Genomic DNA, 18,928 nt, shown 5'->3' with positions numbered 1-18,928 from the left:
GCGTTCAGGACGCCGCCGTCCAGGCGAAGGCGTCGCTGCCGGCCTTGCGGTAATTGGCGTCGAGGGCCGGCTCCATCAGGATGATGGCGGTGAGGCGGCGGACCATGGCGGTGACATACTCCAGCTCGTCCATGGTCAGGTCGCGGCCCAGCACCGACCGCTCCCGGTAGGACAGCCATTTCTTGATCACCTGATAGCCGCCGATCCGGTAGTCCCAGACGGCGGTCGGAACATCGGCCCAATAGGCCGCCTCGTTCAGATGCACATCGACCGGCGGGCCGAGCCGGTCCAGCAGGGTGGCCGGCAACGCGGCGTTCGCCAGCGCCTTGCGGATCGCCGCCTCGGTGGCGGGATCATAGGCGGCGCGGGCCGTCAACCTGCCCCGGCCCGGCATGACGCCGTTGGTGTCCGCGCGCCCCCAGCCGGCGGTCACGGCGAGATCGGCCGCCCTGAGCACCCCGCCCCCGGCCCGGCTGATCACGCCGAAGGGGAGATAGAGCGGATCGAGGGGGAAGGCGTCCACGCCGTCCACCGCTGTTTCGGTGTCGAGCAGGGCCGCGAGCCGCGCGCCCAGCGCCGCCGACGCCTCCAGCCCCGCCCTGGTCGAGGGCAGCGGCACACGCGGCCAATTTCCTTGCAGTTCCCCCTGATTCTCCTCCAGATATTTCGGCGCGGCCACAACCGCAAGCGCATGCATCCACGGAAGCGGGCCAGCCACGCTCTCGATTTCAGAGGCCGGGAAGCCGATCTTTACCAGATAGTCCTTCATCCTCTCCGACAGGTTCGCCTTCAATTCCTCGGGCAGGAACCCATCACTTTTCGAGACGATATGGATGGGCATGTAATAGGCATGCCCCCTCAGCGCGTCATTGTCGCCGAGGCAAGACGTATAAACTATGGGAATGCCCTCCGGCTCGGCGACACGGGCTGGACGGGAGACGATGAAGGCATTCTTCTTATTAAACTGATCCCATAACTTCGGCCTTGGCTCGTTCCAGAGGGGGCGGGTTTTGCAGTAATAGGCAAACCTGTCATCAAATGGGCGGATCATATAGCGGACGACATTCGCAGGATCGTATGTCTCGGCGGCCAGGATCTTCGGTCTGGCGGTTCGGGCCTCGAACCGCGCCGCGTCGACGCAAAGCGGGTGGCCGCCAGACAGAAGGGTGTCGAAATCATGGCCGGGGTCGAAGTAGGCCCTCATCCTCGCGGACAGCTTCGCCTGATCGATATCGATCAGCGCGCCGCCACGCTTTTCCATCAGACCATTCAAAGGCTGGATTGAGCCGAACTCGACAAGCGACGCCCAGTTCTCTCTGTCGGCGCCGCCGCTGACCGGACGGAACGAGAAGCGGTTGCCCGGCTCCGGAACCGCGACGCCGTAGGCCGCATCGAAGGCCGTGCTGTCCAGGCTGGCCGCCAATTCCTCCCGCTTCGCCGTTCCCCAGAAATCGCGGTAGAGGATTTTGGGCGGGTCGTGCCGGGCGGTGCGGACGAACAGGCCGACCGCCGTGCCGGCGCGGATGCCCTCGCGGTTGAACTCGGTCGAGAAGACCGACGGGTCGGGCTTGCCGTCCGGCGTCAGCTTTCCGGTTTCCCGGCTGTCGCCGTTCAGCCCGTCGATCCAGATGCGGTCGAAACCGGTCAGCAGCCGCTGGCGGGCGACGACATAGGACGGATCGCCGATATAGGAATGGTTGGTGATGTAGCAGACGACGCCCTCGTCCGCCCGCTCGCCGATCTGGCGTTCGGCCAGCCGCAGGAAGCGCACATAAAGGTCGTCGAGGTTGAATTTGCGGATGCCCCAGACCTTGGCCAGCCCCTCCTTGTAGGGGGCGACCAGCCCATCCTCGCCCGGCGGGCTGGTGCCGGCGAAGGCGTTGTAGGGCGGGTTGCCGAGAATGACCAGGATCGGCACCTCCCGCTTCACATGGTCGGCGGCGTCGCGTTCCGCCTCCAGCTCCGGGAACAGCAGGCGGGTCTTCGGCTCGGCCGGCGGTTCCCAGCCGGTCAGCGCGTTGGTGAGATAGACGGCGGCACGCTCCCCCGTGGCGCCGTCCAGCGGCACGCCGAGCGCCGCCAGGAAGAAGCCGATCTGCCAATGGGCGATGACGAAGGGCGCCGGCATGATCTCGAATCCGAACACCCGCTCGGTCGCCGCCTCCTTCAGCCGCAAGGCCGTCAGCGCCCCGGCCCCGCCCTCGGCGAGGTTGCGCCTGATCTTGTCGAGCACCGCGATCACGAAGGACCCGGTGCCGCAGCACGGATCAAGCACATGGACCCTGGGATCCGCCAGCCCGGCCTTGACGCCGAGTTCGCCGCGCAGCACCCGGTCGACCCGCTCGACCATATAGGTGACGACCTCCGGCGGCGTGTACCAGACGCCGAGATCCTTGCGCAGTTCCGGGTCGAAGGCGGCAAGGAACGGCTCGTAGAAATACTGCACCGCCTGCCCGGCATCGAAGGCGGAGAAGAAGGCCGGACGGTCGACGCGGGCCAGCGCGTCGCCGGTCCAGTTCAGCACCTCGGTCAGGCCGAGCGGCCCGAGCCGGCTCGGCTGCGCCACCTGGTCATACAGGTTGCGCACCATCGGCACATGCAGCGACCAGCCGGCACTCTTCCAGTCGAACAGCGCCTTGCTTCCCGGCGGCTGCTGGCGCGACCACATCACCCAGGCGGAGAACACGCCGTAGAACAGGGTCTGGACCAGGGTGGAGCGGAAGAAGTGATGGCCCTTCGCTCCCTCGAACCTCATCCCCAACGCCTGTTCGAGCGCCGTTTGCAGGATGGCGAGCGCGGGCAGCTCCGCCGCCTCGACCCGCGCCAGGGCTTCGCGCGCGTAGGACGCCAGCAGCCACGCCAGATCGCGGGCGGTGGTGATCGGCGCCTTGAGCAGCAGCGCGCGGCGCAGGAACTCGACGAAGCGGGTCCGTTGCTCCGGGCCGACCATTCTCGGCTTGCGCGTCGCCTCCCAGAACGCGACCTCGGTGTCGAACAGGGAAAAGCTCTCCAGCTTCGCCGGCTGGCCGCGGTCGCCGGTGCCCAGGATGATGAACTGCCGGTAGTTGGTGACGAGGACGAGGCCGTAGCGCTTCCAGTATTTCGACACCTGATCGCCGTCGGCGGTCTGCCAGCTGTCGTCGCTGGCCGCCTTCACCTCGATGACGCCGCGTTCCGGCGTCTCGCCCTGGCCCTTCTTCGGTTCGCCCTTGGCGCACTGGTCCTGCGTGTACAGGCCGAAATCGGGATGCCCGGCGCCCTGGTTGCGGATCTGCCCGTTGCACATGACCCTGGGCTTCAGCGTCCTGCCGATCTCGTTGAGCAGGGTTTCAAGCGCGCCGTAATAGGAGGTCTCGCCCGCCGCCGCCCCGGTTCCGCGGATTTCCGCCATCCGGCGCAGATAGGTTTCAACGGCGCTGTCCATGACACTCCCCCCGCGCAAGCTCCCCGGCCCCGCCGGCCGGAGGCGAAGAAGCTCTCCGATCGCCGCCGGAAATGCCAGCCGAAAGACGGGGGAAGGGCGCGGCATCCGCGCGCCCTTCGGGGACGGTCACTCAAAGCACGAAGGTCAGCACGATGTTCATCAGCACCGCCGCGACGACGCCGACGGGGGCGGCGCGGAACAGCAGCCGGGTGAACAGCCCGCCGCGGGTCTCCTCGTCCGGGGCGGAGCCGAGGACCAGGCTGCCGCCGGACGAGAAGGGCGAGATCGAGGTCGCCTGCGAGCCGACGACGATCGCCGTGAACAGCAGCACCGGGCTGACCGACAGGCTGGCCGCCAGCGCCGGCACCAGCGGGAACAGCGTCGGCGTCACCACGCCCAGCGTGCTGGAGAACAGCGACATGATGGCGGCGACCACGCCGAACACCACGGGCAGCAGCCAGGCCGGGATGCTGCCGCCGAGCCACGCCGCCAGCACCGCGATGGTCCCCGCCTTGATCGCCACCGAGATCAGCATGCCCATGCCGCAGATCATGATCAGCGTCGACCACGGCACCGAGGCGATGGCCTTGCGCTCGTCGCCGAGCTTCAGCAGCAGGGCGATGACGGAAAAGGTCCCGGCGATCAGCCCGATGTCGATCTTGGAATTCAGGGCGGCGATGGTGGCGTTCGCCGGCAGCGCCAGTTGCAGCACCGGGCCGAGCAGCACCAGCGCCATCATCGCCAGCGTGAGCGCCAGCGTCTTGCGCTGCCGGCCGTCGAGCGGCTCCGGCCGCGCGCTGTCGGCCATCGCCGTGTTCAGGGAACGGTGATCGCCGAACAGGAAGAGCATCACGGTGATGACGAGGAACGGGATGATCAGCGTCGCGGCGAAGATGACCGCGCTGTAGAGGAAGGCGTCGGCCTCACTGGTGCCGTTCGCCGTCATCAGCCCACGGAAGATGATGCCGCTCTGGCTCGACATAAAATTCGCGCCGGCCAGCGCGCCGTAATTGGCGCCCATCGCCCCCAGCACCATGTCCAGCCCGGTCCGCCGGCACAGGATCAGCGTGAGCGGCGCCATGAAGGCCAGGACGGTGTAATAGCCGGCCCCCATCGCGGCGATCAGCGTCGCCGTGACCAGGATGGCATAGGGCAGCACCCAGGGGATGCCGCGGCAGCGGTAGAGCATGTGCTCGGCCAGCTTCTCCAGCGTGCCGTTGACAAGGGCGAAGCTGTAGAACAGGCAGACCGAGAAGATGACGAAGAAGATCTTCAGGGGCCACAGATCGACCACGGCGCCCGGCTTCATCCCCAGCCCGAAACAGCCGATAAGATAGGCGAAGGCGATGGCGAACAGGCCGATGTTGATCTTGGTCACATAGCCGAGATAGACGGCCAGGGCGATCGCCAACACGACGACAAGGCTCACGGGGGGGCTCCCTTGGTGGATTTTCGGGCCCGTTGAAGGATCGGGCCCGATTGGAAATTCAGGAAAATTGGAAAAGCGCCGCCGGATTCCCGGTCAGGATCCGGGTCCGCTCCGCCCGGTCGGGGATCAGCGCCTGGAGCCGGGCCATCTGGGCGTCATAGCCGGTCTCCGCCTCGTGCTGGGTATGGGGCCAGTCGCTGCCCCAGACGAAGCGATGGGAGCCGCCGCAGGCCTCGCGCAGCAGATCGAGGCTGCGGGCCGCCAGGTCCGGCGTCAGGCCGGCGCGATAGGGGGCGGACAGCTTGACCCAGACGGCCGGCGTCCGCCGCAGCACGTCGAGGAAGGCGGCATGGCCGGGGTTGGCCGGATCGATGCCGCCCTGGGGCAGGCCGAAATGATCGATCACCACGGTCACGCCGGAAGCGGCGATGGCGGGGACGAAGGCGGCGAGATCGTCGAAGCGGCGCTGGATCTCGACCTGCCAGCGGCGGGCGGCGAGGCGGCGGAGGAAGTCCCGCCAAGGGGGCGCCGTGTAATCCTCCAGCGCGCGGCCGACGAGATTCAGCCGGACCCCGACGAAACCGAGGGCGCCGAGCCGGTCCAGCTCCGCCTCCGCGACGGCGGGATCGACGACGGCGATCGCGCGCAGCCGCTCGGGAAAGGCGCCGAGCGCCGCCTCGATGAAGCCGTTGTCGGTGCCGAGGAAGCTGGGCTGGATCAGCACGCCGTGGCTGATGCCGGCGCCGTCCTGCAAGGCGAACCAGTTGGACAGCTCCGCCGCGTAGGCCGGGCTGTAGCGCCGGCCGGCGGCCATCGGCAGATCCGGGCGGAAGATGTGGGCATGCGTGTCGATGCCCCGGATGGGGGTCTGTGCGGTCATTCGTCGGTCCATGCAGACGGCAGGCAAGGAGGGAGCGGCCTCCGCAGCCTTGCGGTCACGGGGCGGGAGAAGACAGGACAGGAGGAAGGAGGACGCCGGGAGAACCGCTCCGGCGCCGCGGGTCAGCCCAGGCGGCTGCGGTAACGGAAACGGTCGGCCGGGCCTTGGGCGATGCGCCATTCGACCGCGCCGCCGTCCACGGTATAGGCGGTGCGCTCGATCACGGCGGTCGGCGCCCCCGCCGCCAGTCCAAGCCGTGCCGCGATGTCCGGGGAGGCCGGGGCGAAGCTCACGTCATCGACGGCGCTGGCGATGAAGACGCCGAAGCGTTCGAAATAGAGCGGATAGAGCAGCGGGCCGAACTGGGAATCGTCCAGCCCGTCGATGCCCTCGAACCGGGCGCGCGGCAGCCAGATCTCCTCCGACAGCAGCAGGGCGCCGGACTGGCCGCGCAGACGGTCGAGACGGATGCAATCGGCCGTGCCGAGAATGACGGCGACGGCCGGCGGTGCCGCCGCCATGGCGCGGGCGATGATGCGGCTGGGCGGGATCGTCGCCGCGCCGTCGGCGGACTGGACCGCGAAGAAACGGAACAGCGAGGCGTTGAAGGCCCGCTTGCGCAAATAGGTTCCCGATCCCTGGCGCCGTTCGAGCAGCCCCTCGTCGACCAGGGTCTGGATCGCCTTGCGGACGGTGCCGACCGACAGGCCGGTTTCGGCCGTCAACTGGTTTTCCGACGGCAGCGCGGAGTCGGGCCCCCATTCGCCATGCGCCACGCGGGCGGCCAGCGCATCGCGCAGTTGCAGATAGGCCGGCAACCGCCGGTCGGACGGTTGGGCAGAGGCAGAATCACGCTGTGGCATCGTTTCCTCCCACAGCCATCCTGTCGCATATCGGTGCCGCGGTCAACAAGTTCTATATAGAACTATATGATTGCTCCAATGCCGGGATGTTCAGGATGCCGGACAAGACGAAAGCCCCCGACCCTATGCGATGTCGCATAAGGCCGGGGGCTTTCGGGTGAAGGACGGAACGGCGCTTAACGGTCGATCCGGGTGCGGAGCCGCAGGAGCAGGGCGGCGGCCGAGGCGGCGGTGGCGACGGCGACCACGCCGTTCCAGCCCCAGGCGGCCAGGGCCTGGCTGCCCAGCGTCGCGCCGGCCGACATGCCGATGAACATGCCGACCATCAGCACCGCGTTCAGGCGGCTGCGGGCGGGCGGATCGATGGCGTAGATGATGGTCTGATGGGCGATCAGCGAGGCCTGGACGCCGAGGTCGAAGCCGATGGCGCTCGCCACCAGCAGCCACAGGCGGCCACCCTCGGGCAACAGCGGCGACAGGGCCATGGCGGCGAAGGACAGCGCGGCCAGACCGGCGCCCAGCCGGGTCACCAGCGCCGGCCCATGGCGGTCGGCGATGCCCCCGGCCAGAGGTGCCGCCAGCGCACCGGCGGCACCGGCCAGCCCGAAGGCGCCCGCCGCCGCGGCACCCAGTTGGAAGTTGGCGTGCAGCATCACCGCCAGCGTCGACCAGAAGGCGCTGAAGCCCAGCGACAGCAGTCCCTGCGCCACCGCCGCCCGGCGCAGACCCGGATGACGGGCGAACAGGGTGACCAGCGATCCCAGCAATTGGCCATAGCCGAGGTCGGTCGTCGGCGCGAAGCGCGGCAGCCCGCGCCACAGCGCCGCCCCCAGCAGGGCGATGCTGCCGGCGGCGGCGATGAAGACCGCCCGCCAGCCGAACTGCTCGGCGATGGCGCCGCTGACCACCCGCGACAGCAGGATTCCCAGCAGCAGGCCGGTCATCACCGTGCCGACCACCCGGCCGCGATGCTCCGCCGGAGCCAGCGTCGCGGCGGCGGGAACGATGTCCTGGGCCAGCGTCGCCGACAGGCCGATCACCAGACTGGCCGCCAGCAGCCCGCCGATGGAGGGGGCGATGCCCGCCCCCAGCAGGGCGGCGGCCAGCACAGCCACCTTCGCCAGGATGATGCGGCGGCGGTCGAAGCGGTCGCCCAGCGGCGCCAGCAGAAGCAGCCCGAAGGCGTATCCCAGCTGCGTCAGCGTCGGCACCCAGCCGACGGTCCGGTCCGCGGCACCGATCTCGGCGCCGAGCACCCCCAGCATCGGCTGGCTGTAATAGAGCGCCGCCGCCGCCAGACCGGCGCCGGTGGCCAGCAGGAAGACCAAAGGCCGGCTTATCCCGCTCTCGCGGGCGGGCGCCAGGACCACCGGACCTTCATGCGCTTCTTGAATGGATGACATCGTCCGACCCTCTGTTCAGTCCCCGCAGGGACATCCATGACGTTGTTGAGCGCGAGTATGGCGGCGTGCCTCACGAGACGGTAGCCGGAACGGCGGTAGATTTGTTATACGCTGAGCGTATGAAACTTGACCTGACAGCCGCCGGCAGCGACCGCATCGCCCTGCTGGAGACCTTCGTCCGCATCGTCGAGTCCGGCAGCCTGTCGGCGGCGGCGGCGTTGCTGGGCAGCACCCAGCCGACGGTCAGCCGCCGCTTGCAATTGCTGGAGCGGATGCTGGGCGTGCGGTTGCTCCAGCGCTCCACCCACCGGATGAGCCTGACGGAGGACGGGACCCGCTGTTACGAGCGGGCCAAGGATCTGCTCGCCGGCTGGCAAATCCTGGAAAGCGACGTCCGCGGGGCCGACGACCAGCCGTCCGGTCATCTGCGGGTGGTGGCGCCGCACGCCTTCGGACAGCAGCAGTTGATCGGACCAGTGGTCGATTATCTGCGCCGCTATCCGGGCATGACGGTGGAATGGCTTCTGCACGACCGCATGCCGGACTTCATCGCCGAGGGCATCGACTGCGCCATCCGTGTCGGCGAGGTCGCCGATCCCTCGGTCGTCGCCTTGCGGGTGGCGGAGGTGCCGCGAATCGCCGTCGCCTCTCCCCTCATGCTCGATGGACGGCCACCGCCCCGGCACCCCGATGAGCTGGCGGAGCTGCCCTGGCTGGCGTTGCGCACCTTCTACCGCGACGAGGTGATGCTGACCCATGCCACGACCGGTGAGACCGCCAGCTTCGCGATCCGGCCGCGCCTGTCCACCGACGGGTTGCAGGCGATCCGCAACGCGGCGCTGCTCGGGCTGGGGGCCGCCATCGGTTCGCAATGGGCGCTGGTGGAGGATCTGGCGGCGGGGCGTCTCGTCCATCTGGCGCCGGACTGGCGGGCCGCCGCCCTGCCGGTCCATCTGGTCTATCCGCCGGCCCGCCACCAGCCCGCCCGCCTGCGCCGCTTCATCGAGGTGATGCGCGTCGCGGTTCCTCTCGCCTTCCGCGCGGTTCAGGAGTCATAAACCGCCGGCTCTGATATGCTGCCGCCCCCTGTCGCAGAAGGCCCGAAGTCGATGCACGAGTATGTCCGCAAGATCCTCACCGCGCGTGTCTATGACGTCGCGATCGAGAGTCCGCTCGATCCGATGCCGCGGCTGTCCCAGCGCCTGAACAACAAGGCCCTGCTGAAACGCGAGGATCTCCAGCCCGTCTTCTCCTTCAAGCTGCGCGGCGCCTACAACAAGATGGTCGGCCTGGCCCCGGAGCAGCGGGAGCGCGGGGTGGTCTGCGCCTCGGCCGGCAACCATGCCCAGGGCGTGGCGCTGGCGGCGCAGAAGCTGGGTATCAAGGCGGTGATCGTGATGCCGCGCACCACGCCGGCCATCAAGGTCCAGGCGGTCAAGAGCCGCGGCGGCCGGGTCGTGCTGCATGGCGACCTGTTCGACGACGCCTATCTCCATGCCCGCCAGATCGAGGCGGAGAAGGGGCTGACCTTCATCCATCCCTATGACGATCCCGACGTGATCGCCGGCCAGGGCACCGTCGGCATGGAGATCCTGCGCCAGCATCCGCAGCCGCTCGACGCCATCTTCGTGCAGATCGGCGGCGGCGGGCTGGCCGCCGGCATCGCCGCCTATGTCAAGTTCCTGCGCCCCGACGTCAAGGTGATCGGGGTCGAGCCGGACGATGCCGCCAGCATGGCCAAGGCCATCGCCGCCGGGGACCGCGTCCAGCTCGATCAGGTCGGGCTGTTCGCCGATGGCGTCGCCGTCCGTCAGGTCGGAACCGAGACTTTCCGGCTGTGCCGCGAGCTGCTGGACGAGGTCATCACCGTCAACACCGACGAGATCTGCGCCGCCGTCAAGGACATCTTCGAGGACACCCGCGCCATCACCGAACCGTCGGGCGCGGTCGGTCTGGCCGGGCTGAAGAAATACGCCGGGCGCGAGCGGTTGCAGGGCAAGGGGCTGGTCGCCATCGGCAGCGGCGCCAACATGAATTTCGACCGGCTGCGTCACATCGCCGAACGGGCGGAGATCGGCGAACGGCGCGAGGCGCTGCTCGCCGTCACCATCCCGGAACGGCCCGGCGCCTACCGCCAGTTCATCCAGGCGCTCGGCAAGCGGTCGATCACCGAATTCAATTACCGCTACGCCGACGAGCGCGAGGCGCAGATCTTCGTCGGCGTGCAGTTGACCGAGGGCGACGCCGAAAAGCGCCAGATCATCGAGCTGCTGCAAGGTCTGAACTGTCCGGTGCTCGACATGAGCGACAACGAGATGGCCAAGCTCCATGTGCGCTACATGGTCGGCGGCCGGGTCCGCGGCCTGAAGGACGAGCGGCTCTACCGCTTCCAGTTCCCCGAACGGCCGGGCGCCCTGCTGAAGTTCCTGAACGGGCTGGCCCAGGACTGGAACATCTCGCTGTTCCATTACCGCAACCATGGCGCCGACTACGGCCGCGTGCTGGCCGGCATCCAGGTGCCGGAGAAGGACCGCGCCCGCTTCCGGCGCTGCCTCGACGACCTCGGCTATCCCTGCTGGGACGAGAGCGATAATCCCGCCTACCGGCTGTTCCTGGCTGAACCGCAGCCGCGTTGACGGCGTGCGACATTGAAAAGCTGGCAACTCGGCGCTTACATGTTTACAAATACCTGACAGCGCGGAGGCGACGGTCAATGGATGGGAGCGGCAGGATGCGATCGGGTGACAACGGCGCGGCGGCCCGTGTGGCGGCCTCTTCGGCGCCGGAAGGAAACTCCGACGGAACGTCGCATCTCCGGACCCGGCAGACCCCGCTGGTCACCCGGGTCTATCAGCTGCTGCTGGCCCAGATCAGCACCGGCGAATTCCAGCCCGACGAACGTCTACCGGGCGAGAACGAGCTTGCCGGCCGCTTCCAGGTGTCCCGTCCGGTGGTCCGGGATGCGCTGAAGCGGCTGCGCGAGGATGGGCTGATCTATTCCCGCCAGGGGGCCGGCAGCTTCGTCCGCGCGGCGGCGGAGGAAAGCCCGCCGATGCTGGGCTACGCCCCGGTGGAGACCATCGCCGACATCCAGCGCTGCTACGAGTTCCGGCTGACCATCGAACCGGATCACGCCTACCATGCCGCCTTGCGCTGGAACGATGCCGCGCTCGACAGCATCGCGACGGCGCTCACCCTGATGGATGACGCGACCCGCGCGCACCGGCACCGCGAGGATGCCGACTATGCCTTCCATACCGCCATCGCCGAAGCGACGAACAATCATTATTACATGTCGTCGATGCAGGCGCTGAAGGATCACATCGCCGTCGGCATGAAGTTCCATGGCGTGTCGCTGATGGGGCCGAGCTCCGGCCTGTCCGGCGTCTATGACGAGCATCGCGGCATCTTCGAAGCCATCCGCGCCCGTGACGGCGAAACCGCGCGCCAGCGCATGCGCCGCCATCTCGAAGGGTCGCGCGACCGCGTGTTCGAAGGCCGCACCCTGGATCTGTCGCTGTAAGCCCCTGCACCTGCCGCAAGTCTCAGCCTGTAGGCATGACGAACCCGCACCGGCCCGGCTGCTTTACGGGGAGCGCCGGCTGGCGCGGTTTTGCAGCCGTCCATACATGTAAACATGTAATGTAAAATTACTGCGACATTTGCGCATTTTCCGCCCAACAAGATTACAACATATTGACATCTCCGCAGCGCTGTGATGGAGTGGGGCATCGTCAAGGGCGGCATGAGCGCCCGGTTGCGGTTCGCCGCTTTTCCGGCCGCCGCCGCTCAGAATGATGGGGACCACCGATGGACAGCATGGTTGCACCTGCCGGACTGCCGGACGGCCTCGACATGCCGGCCCGATCGCCGGCCGCCCTGCGCCCGTGCCTGATCGCCGATGATCTGACCGGCGCGCTCGACACAGCCGCCCAGTTCGCCATCGCCACCGGTCCGATTCCCGTTTTCTGGCGGACCCTGTCCCATGCCGATGCCCCGACCGGTGCCGCCATCGACAGCGGCACGCGCGAAGCGACGCGGGACGAGGCGCGCCGCCGGGTCGCCGCCCTTGCCGCCGGACTGCCGCGCACGCCCGGCAGCCTCCACTACGCCAAGCTCGACAGCCTGCTGCGCGGCCATGCCGGGGCGGAGATCGCCGCCTGGATCGCCGCCACGGCTCCCGATCATGTCATCATCGCCCCCGCCTTCCCCTATCAGGGCCGCATCACCCGCGACGGTGTCCAGCTCGCCCGCGGACGTGACGGGCGCGGCTGGACCCCCGCCGCCAGCGATCTGCGCGCCGATCTGGAGCGCGAGGGCCTGACCCTCCGGCTCCGTTCCCCGGGCGGCACCGTGCCGGCTGGCATCAGCCTGTGGGACGCGGAGACCGACGCCGATCTCGACGCCATCGCCGCCGTCGGCCTCGCGCTGAAGGGGCGCGTGCTGTGGTGCGGCAGCAGCGGGCTTGCCGGCGCCCTTGCCCGGCAGATCGGCGCGCCGGCCGAGGTCACCGACCAGCGCCGGCTGCCGCGCCCGTTGCTCGGGCTGTTCGGCACCAACCATCCGGCGATGCTGGCCCAACTCGACGCCTGTTCCGACCAGTTGCTGACCCTGCCGGACGGCGGCCCCACCGCCGCCACGGTGCTGGGGCAGCAGCTGGACCATGTCGGGACCGCGCTTGCCGTCCTCGCGCTGCCCGAGGGGGTGGCGCGCGCCGATGCGGCGCACCGGATCGAATGGGAATTCGCCCGGCTGGTCCGCCGGATCGACCCGCCCGGCACGCTGCTGGTGGCGGGTGGCGAGACCCTGCGCGGCCTGTGCCTGGCGCTGGAAGCCGACCGGCTGGACCTCGACGGCCATATTTGGCCGGGGGTCCCCTGCTCCATCCTGCGCGGCGGCCGCTTCGACGGGGTCCGCGTCGTTTCAAAATCGGGTGCCTTCGGCGACCCGGCGCTGCTGCGCCGGCTGCTCGCGCTGGGCGCACCGCATCATCAGGGAGAACAAGCATGACACCGCATCTGGCCATCACCATGGGCGATCCGGCCGGCGTCGGCCCGGAGATCATCGTGAAGGCCTGCGCGCGTCTGAAGGACCGGCTGGCCGATGGGTCGCTGCGCCTGCTGGTCATCGGCAGCAACCCCGCCCTCCACGCGGCGCGCGATGCCCTGAGCAGCGACCTCGACTTCCCGGAGGTGAACGACATCGACGGCGAATGGCCGGCGCTGGCCTGCCTCCAGGCCGGGCCGGAGGGCGAGCCGATCCGCCCCGGCGTGCTGTCGGTCGACGGCGGCCGCTTCGCCTATCTGGCGGTGGAGCGCGCGGTGCGGCTGGCCGAGGCCGGCCGCATCCACGGCATCGTCACCGCGCCGTTGAACAAGGAGGCGATGAACAAGGCCGGCTATCACTATGCCGGGCACACCGACCTTCTGGCCGAGCTGACCGGGGCGCGCGGCTCGGTGATGATGCTGGCGCACGGCAACATGCGGGTCAGCCACGTCACCACCCACATCGCGCTGGAGGATGTGCCGAAGAAGCTGACGGCGGAACGCCTGCGCTACGTCATCGACCGCACGGAGGAGACGCTCGCCGGGCTCGGCCTGCCGCGCCGCCGCATCGCCATCGCCGCCCTCAACCCCCATGCCGGCGAAGGCGGGCTGTTCGGCCGCCAGGACATCGAGGTGACCGAGCCTGTCATCAGCCAGTGCGTCGCCGACGGGCTGGACGTGGTCGGGCCGGTGCCGGGCGACACCATCTTCGTCAAGCTGCGCGCCGGCCAGTATGACGCGGTGGTCGCCATGTACCATGACCAGGGGCACATCCCGGTCAAGTTGCTGGGCTTCAACGTCAATCCCGAGACCGGGACCTGGGACGCGCTGAGCGGCGTCAACATCACGCTCGGCCTGCCGATCATCCGCACCTCGGTCGACCATGGCACCGCCTTCGACATCGCCGGCAAGGGCATCGCCAACGAGCTGAGCCTGATCGAGGCCATCGACTACGCCGAGAAGCTGGCCGCCGCCCGCGTGCGCGCCGCCGCCTGAGGACACCGAGAATGAGCATCATCGACCTGACCACCCCCATCGAGCTGCTCCGTCCGGCCCGCGTCGTCTTCGGCGCCGGCACGGCGGCGGAGACCGGCCGCTGGGTGCGCGAGCGCGGCCTGACCCGCATCCTGGTGGTCGCCGACGCCTTCAACGCCGCCCGCGTGGATTTGCTGGGGCTGGAAGGCGCCGTCACCGTCTTCGCCGACATCAAGCCGGAACCCGACATTCCTAACCTGGAGGCGCTGCTCACCGTCGCCGATCGGGTCGAGCCCCAGGTGGTGATCGGCTTCGGCGGCGGCAGCGCCATGGATCTGGCCAAGCTGGCCGCCGTTCTGCCCGGCAGCGGCCAGACCATCCGCGACGTGGTCGGGCCGGAGAAGGTGGCGGGCAAGCGCGCCGCCCTGATCCAGGTGCCGACCACCGCCGGCACCGGCAGCGAGGTCGGCACCCGCGCGCTCGTCACCGACCCGGCGACCATGAGCAAGCTGGCGGTGCAGAGCGTCCACACGCTGGCCGACGTCGCGGTGGTCGATCCCGACCTGACGCTGAGCGTGCCGGCCGCCGTCACCGCCGCCACCGGCGTCGACGCCCTGGCCCATTGCGTCGAGGCCTACACCAACCGCAAGGCCCATCCGCTGATCGACCTCTATGCGCTGGAAGGCATCCGGCTGGTCGGCCGCTTCCTGCCGCGCGCCATCGCCGACGGCAACGACCGCGAGGCGCGGGCCGGACTGTCGCTGGCCTCCTTCTATGGCGGCATCTGCCTGGGTCCGGTCAACACCGCCGCCGGCCATGCCGTCGCCTATCCGCTGGGCACCCGCCACCATATCCCGCATGGCGCCGCCAACGCGCTGATCTTCCCGCATGTGCTGGCCTTCAACGCGCCGGCCGTCCCGGCCAAGACGCTCGCCGTGCTCGACGCGCTGGGGATGAAGCCCGCGACCGATCCGGCCCTGGTGTTCAAGGCGGCCTATGACTGGTGCGTGGCGCTCGGCTGCAAGATGCGCTTGTCGGAGTTCGGCGTGCCGGAAGCCGATCTGCCCCGGATGGCCGAGGAGGCGCACGCCATCCGCCGCCTGCTCGACAACAACCCGCGCGAGCTTGGCCGCGAAGACATCCTGAACATGTACCGCGCCGCCGCCTGACGGCGCGGCGCGATCCCCATCCCGTTCGTTAAAAGGTCAATCCCATGAGCAAGACCAGCGGTAGCAAGATCGGCGGTCCCTTCGTCGCCATCGTCACCCCCTTCGACGGCGATGAGCGCGTCGAAATCGCAGCGCTGCGACGGCAGGTGAAACGGCAGGCGTCCGCCGGCAACGGCGTGTTCTGCGCCGGCACCAACGGCGAGTTCTATGCCCTGTCCTTCGACGAGAAGCTGGCGGTGGCGGAGATCTGTGTCGAGGCCGCCGCCGGACAGGTGCCGGTGCTGGCCCATATCGGCGAGATCTCCACCCATCAGACCATCGCGCTGGGCCGGGCGATCCAGGCTCTCGGCGTCAAGGCGGTCTCCGCCATCACCCCCTCCTTCATCGCCTGTTCGCAGGCCGAGCTGATCGCGCATTACCTGCGCGTCGCCGACGCGCTGACCGTGCCGCTCTATCTCTACAACATCCCCGCCCGCACCGGGAACACGCTGGAGCCGGAGACCGCGCGCGTCCTGGCCGACCATCCGAACATCATCGGCATCAAGGACAGCGCCGGTTCGCAGGAGAGCCTGGACGGCTTCCTCGCCATCGCCCGCGAGCGCGGTGATTTCGACGTGCTGGTCGGGCCGGACTCGCTGGTTCTGCATGGCCTGCGCAATGGTGCCGCCGGCTGCATCTCCGGTCTCGGCAACATCGCGCCGGTGACGCTCAACGGCATCCACGCCGCCTTCGTGGCCGGCGACGCCGCCGCGGCCGAGGCGCATCAGACCCATTTCAGCACGCTCCGCAAGGAGCTGTACGCGCTGGGCTTCCCGCCGGCGATGGTCAAGCGCGCGCTCTACCGCGCCATGCCGGAGGTCGGCCTCAGCCGCGCCCCGGTGCTGATCGCCAACGAGGCTGACAACCGGATCAAGGAACTCGCGGCCCGCTACGCCGAAGCGGTGTGAGGCTGTTCCTCATCGCATGCGCCGGCATCAGGGGCCGGCGCCCTTCACCCGAACAACCGAAGGCGGATCCATCCGCCCGTTAGGGAGACCCGTCCATGAATCACTTCACCAGTGGGGAAAGCGCGCTCATCCTGGGGATCGTCGTCCTCTATATCCTCTTCACCTCCTGGCTGACGGTGCGGCTGCGCAGCCGCAACAACGGCGAGTTCATGAATGCCGCGCGGTCGATGCCGGCGGCGGTCGTCGGCGTCCTGCTGATGTCCGAATTCATCGGCGCCAAATCCACCGTCGGCACCGCGCAGGAGGCCTTCACCTCCGGCATGGCGTCGGCCTGGTCGGTGCTGGGGGCCTCGATCGGCTTCCTGCTGTTCGGGCTGTTCTTCGCCAAGCGCATCTACGGCTCGGGCGAATACACCATCTCCGCCGCCATCGCGAAATATTACGGCACCTCCACCATGCGGACGGTGTCGATCATCATGATGTATGCGCTGCTGCTGGTGAATGTCGGCAACTACATCAGCGGTGCCGCGGCCCTGTCCACCGTCATGAACCTGGACCTGACCTGGGCGATGGTCATCATCGCGGTGGTCAGCACCTTTTATTACGTGTTCGGCGGCCTGAAGGGCATCGCCTACGTCACCATCCTGCACAGCGCCCTCAAGCTGATCGGCATCGCCCTGCTGCTGGGCACCGCGCTGTCGCTGAGCGGCGGCATCACTCCGATGGTCGAGAAGCTGCCGGCCCATTACTTCACCATCGAGGGCAAGATCGGCATGCCGACCGTCTTCGCCTGGGTCATCGGCACCGTCGGCGCCATCTTCTCCACCCAGTTCGTCATCCAGGCGATCTCGTCCAACCGCAGCGCCGGCGAGGCCCAGCGCTCCGCCATCTACGCCTCGATCTTCTGCCTGCCGCTGGGCATCATGCTGGCGCTGATCGGCGTCACCGCCCATTACCTCTACCCCGACATGAAGAGCCTCTATGCGCTGCCGGTGTTCCTGGACGCCATGCATCCGCTGATGGCCGCCGTCGTCACCACCTCGCTCGTCGCCTCGGTCTTCGTCAGCGTCAGCACGGTGGCGCTCGCCATCGCCTCGCTGATGGTCCGCGACTTCTACGTCCCCTGGAAGAAGCCGACGCCGGAGCAGGAATTCCGCACCACCCGCATCCTGTCGCTGATCATCGGTTTCCTGCCGCTGATCTTCGTCTTCTTCGTCCCGGAAATCCTGAAGCTGTCCTTCTTCACCCGGGCGCTGCGCCTGTCGATCACGGTGGTCGCCATCATCGGCTTCTTCCTGCCCTTCTTCGCCAGCAACCTGGGTGCCACGCTCGGCCTGCTCGGCGCCACCGTCAGCACCACCGTCTGGTATGTCCTGGGCAACCCCTATGGCATCGACAACATGTATGTCGCCCTGCTGACGCCGCTGCTGGTGATGGCGGTCGAACGCCTGATCCGCGGCCGCAGCGCCCCGGCGATGGTCGCCGCCGCGCCGCAGGCCCCGCCACGGGCCGAAGCCCGGTGACCCTCCTCCCCTTCTCCTCCGTTTCCATGTGACCGTCATGACCACACCCTCAACCCTGCCTTCCGCCATCGAACGCGGGCGCATCGCGCCCGCGGACGGGGATGCCGGGCGCCGCGACGCCTATCTGCCGTCGCCCTGCGTCCAGAACCACGCCGCCAACATCACCGTGCTCGGCAACGGCGATCTCGGCTGCGTCTGGTTCGGCGGCACCCAGGAGGGCATTCCCGACATCTCGATCTATTTCTCGCGGCTGGCCCAGGGCTCCGACCGCTGGACCGACCCGGTCAAGCTGTCGGACGACCCGACCCGCTCGGAACAGAATCCGGTGCTGTTCCCGGCGCCGGACGGCACGTTGTGGCTGTTCTACACCGCACAAGTGTCGGGCAACCAGGACACCGCCTTCGTCCGCTGCCGCAGCTCCGCCGACCATGGGCACAGCTGGGGGCCGATCCGCACCCTGTTCGAAGGGACGAACGGCGACGGCATCTTCATCCGCCAGCCGGTGGTGGTGCTGCCGAACGGCGACTGGCTGATGCCGACCTTCCTCTGCCACGGCACGCCGGGCGAGAAGTGGGTGGGCGACAACGACACCAGCGCGGTGCGCATCTCCAGCGACCAGGGTGAAAGCTGGACCGAGCATGCGGTGCCCGACAGCGTCGGCTGCGTCCATATGAGCGTCGTGCCTTTGCGCGACAGCACGCTGGCCGCCTTCTACCGCAGCCGCTGGGCCGACCATGTCTACCGCAGCCTCTCCACCGACAATGGCCGGAGCTGGAGCGCGCCGGTGGCGACCGAGCTGCCCAACAACAACTCCTCGATCCAGGTGACGGCGCTGGCCGACGGCCGGCTCGCCATCGTCTTCAACCAGTCGAGCGCGGAGAACGCCACCGGGCGCCGCGCCTCGCTCTATGACGAGATCGAGGACGACGTCCCCGCCGGCGGTGCCGCCGTCGCCGTGGCTCCGGCCCCGGTTAAGGCGGAGGCTCTTGCCCGCAAGGCCTTCTGGGGGGCGCCGCGCGCGCCGCTGACGCTGGCCCTGTCGGAGGATGGCGGACTGACCTGGCCGCTGCGCCGGAACCTGGAGGTCGGCGACGGCTATTGCATGACCAACAATTCCAAGGACAGCCTGAACCGGGAATTCTCCTATCCGTCGGTCACCCAGACGGCGGACGGCGACCTGCATGTCGCCTTCACCTATTTCCGTCAGGCCATCAAATACAGCCGTGTTCCGCCCGACTGGGTAGGCAACCGCTGATTGGCGATGGGAGCG

The 18,928-nt window shown here is 68.6% G+C and carries 14 protein-coding genes; 9 read left to right on the top strand and 5 right to left on the bottom strand.

Translation table 11 applies throughout. The features are described 5' to 3' along the window. Window positions 1-4: 4 nt before the first annotated feature. The 5 genes from AZL_RS23110 to AZL_RS23090 form a co-directional block, all read right to left on the bottom strand. Window positions 5-3,424 (bottom strand): type ISP restriction/modification enzyme, encoded by a 3,420-nt coding sequence (locus tag AZL_RS23110; protein WP_012976859.1) that lies wholly within the window; start codon window positions 3,422-3,424, stop codon window positions 5-7. Window positions 3,425-3,554: 130 nt separating this feature from the next. Further along, a complete protein-coding gene (locus AZL_RS23105) occupies window positions 3,555-4,853 on the bottom strand; it encodes an SLC13 family permease (protein WP_012976858.1) in 1,299 nt (432 codons plus the stop codon). 58 nt (window positions 4,854-4,911) lie between these two features. Next, window positions 4,912-5,733, bottom strand: coding sequence for an amidohydrolase family protein (locus AZL_RS23100; protein WP_042445107.1), 822 nt, complete (start codon window positions 5,731-5,733; stop codon window positions 4,912-4,914). 122 nt (window positions 5,734-5,855) lie between these two features. Then, window positions 5,856-6,596: a GntR family transcriptional regulator gene (locus tag AZL_RS23095; RefSeq protein ID WP_012976856.1), complete on the bottom strand. Its 741-nt coding sequence runs from the start codon at window positions 6,594-6,596 to the stop codon at window positions 5,856-5,858. Window positions 6,597-6,772: 176 nt separating this feature from the next. After that, on the bottom strand, window positions 6,773-7,999 hold the full coding sequence (locus AZL_RS23090; protein WP_012976855.1) for an MFS transporter: 1,227 nt from the start codon (window positions 7,997-7,999) through the stop codon (window positions 6,773-6,775). Between the two features lie 119 nt (window positions 8,000-8,118). Here AZL_RS23090 and AZL_RS23085 point away from each other — a divergent pair, with 119 nt between their 5' ends. From AZL_RS23085 to AZL_RS23045, 9 genes are all read left to right on the top strand, one after another. After that, a complete protein-coding gene (locus AZL_RS23085; protein ID WP_042445104.1) occupies window positions 8,119-9,057 on the top strand; it encodes a LysR family transcriptional regulator in 939 nt (312 codons plus the stop codon). A 51-nt stretch (window positions 9,058-9,108) separates the two neighbouring features. Continuing rightward, window positions 9,109-10,635: a threonine ammonia-lyase, biosynthetic gene (gene ilvA, locus AZL_RS23080; RefSeq protein WP_012976853.1), complete on the top strand. Its 1,527-nt coding sequence runs from the start codon at window positions 9,109-9,111 to the stop codon at window positions 10,633-10,635. Window positions 10,636-10,730: 95 nt separating this feature from the next. Further along, window positions 10,731-11,522, top strand: coding sequence for a FadR/GntR family transcriptional regulator (locus tag AZL_RS23075; RefSeq protein WP_012976852.1), 792 nt, complete (start codon window positions 10,731-10,733; stop codon window positions 11,520-11,522). A gap of 296 nt (window positions 11,523-11,818) precedes the next feature. Continuing rightward, entirely contained in the window at window positions 11,819-13,009 is a 1,191-nt protein-coding gene (locus AZL_RS23070; RefSeq protein ID WP_012976851.1) for a four-carbon acid sugar kinase family protein, read from the top strand. Beyond that, entirely contained in the window at window positions 13,006-14,040 is a 1,035-nt protein-coding gene (gene pdxA / locus AZL_RS23065) for a 4-hydroxythreonine-4-phosphate dehydrogenase PdxA (protein WP_012976850.1), read from the top strand. The genes AZL_RS23070 and pdxA overlap by 4 nt, the downstream gene beginning before the upstream one ends. 11 nt (window positions 14,041-14,051) lie before the next feature. After that, window positions 14,052-15,188, top strand: coding sequence for an iron-containing alcohol dehydrogenase (locus AZL_RS23060; protein WP_012976849.1), 1,137 nt, complete (start codon window positions 14,052-14,054; stop codon window positions 15,186-15,188). A gap of 44 nt (window positions 15,189-15,232) precedes the next feature. Continuing rightward, window positions 15,233-16,135 (top strand): dihydrodipicolinate synthase family protein, encoded by a 903-nt coding sequence (locus AZL_RS23055; RefSeq protein ID WP_012976848.1) that lies wholly within the window; start codon window positions 15,233-15,235, stop codon window positions 16,133-16,135. A 95-nt stretch (window positions 16,136-16,230) separates the two neighbouring features. Continuing rightward, window positions 16,231-17,658, top strand: coding sequence for a sodium:solute symporter family protein (locus AZL_RS23050; RefSeq protein WP_012976847.1), 1,428 nt, complete (start codon window positions 16,231-16,233; stop codon window positions 17,656-17,658). A gap of 37 nt (window positions 17,659-17,695) precedes the next feature. Further along, window positions 17,696-18,913, top strand: coding sequence for a sialidase family protein (locus tag AZL_RS23045; RefSeq protein WP_042445100.1), 1,218 nt, complete (start codon window positions 17,696-17,698; stop codon window positions 18,911-18,913). Window positions 18,914-18,928 lie beyond the last annotated feature (15 nt).

This window comes from Azospirillum sp. B510 (genome assembly GCF_000010725.1).
GTDB lineage: Bacteria > Pseudomonadota > Alphaproteobacteria > Azospirillales > Azospirillaceae > Azospirillum > Azospirillum lipoferum_B.
Note: the sequence above shows the minus strand (reverse complement) of the source record. Positions and strands in the feature narration are given on the sequence as shown.

Coding starts and splice junctions, on each gene's coding strand:
- pdxA (WP_012976850.1), top strand. CDS start 13,006: ATGACACCGCATCTGGCCATCACCATGGGCGATCCGGCCGGCGTCGGC.
- AZL_RS23060 (WP_012976849.1), top strand. CDS start 14,052: ATGAGCATCATCGACCTGACCACCCCCATCGAGCTGCTCCGTCCGGCC.
- AZL_RS23090 (WP_012976855.1), bottom strand. CDS start 7,999: ATGTCATCCATTCAAGAAGCGCATGAAGGTCCGGTGGTCCTGGCGCCC.
- AZL_RS23045 (WP_042445100.1), top strand. CDS start 17,696: ATGACCACACCCTCAACCCTGCCTTCCGCCATCGAACGCGGGCGCATC.
- ilvA (WP_012976853.1), top strand. CDS start 9,109: ATGCACGAGTATGTCCGCAAGATCCTCACCGCGCGTGTCTATGACGTC.
- AZL_RS23095 (WP_012976856.1), bottom strand. CDS start 6,596: ATGCCACAGCGTGATTCTGCCTCTGCCCAACCGTCCGACCGGCGGTTG.
- AZL_RS23110 (WP_012976859.1), bottom strand. CDS start 3,424: ATGGACAGCGCCGTTGAAACCTATCTGCGCCGGATGGCGGAAATCCGC.
- AZL_RS23050 (WP_012976847.1), top strand. CDS start 16,231: ATGAATCACTTCACCAGTGGGGAAAGCGCGCTCATCCTGGGGATCGTC.
- AZL_RS23100 (WP_042445107.1), bottom strand. CDS start 5,733: ATGACCGCACAGACCCCCATCCGGGGCATCGACACGCATGCCCACATC.
- AZL_RS23085 (WP_042445104.1), top strand. CDS start 8,119: ATGAAACTTGACCTGACAGCCGCCGGCAGCGACCGCATCGCCCTGCTG.
- AZL_RS23075 (WP_012976852.1), top strand. CDS start 10,731: ATGCGATCGGGTGACAACGGCGCGGCGGCCCGTGTGGCGGCCTCTTCG.
- AZL_RS23055 (WP_012976848.1), top strand. CDS start 15,233: ATGAGCAAGACCAGCGGTAGCAAGATCGGCGGTCCCTTCGTCGCCATC.
- AZL_RS23070 (WP_012976851.1), top strand. CDS start 11,819: ATGGTTGCACCTGCCGGACTGCCGGACGGCCTCGACATGCCGGCCCGA.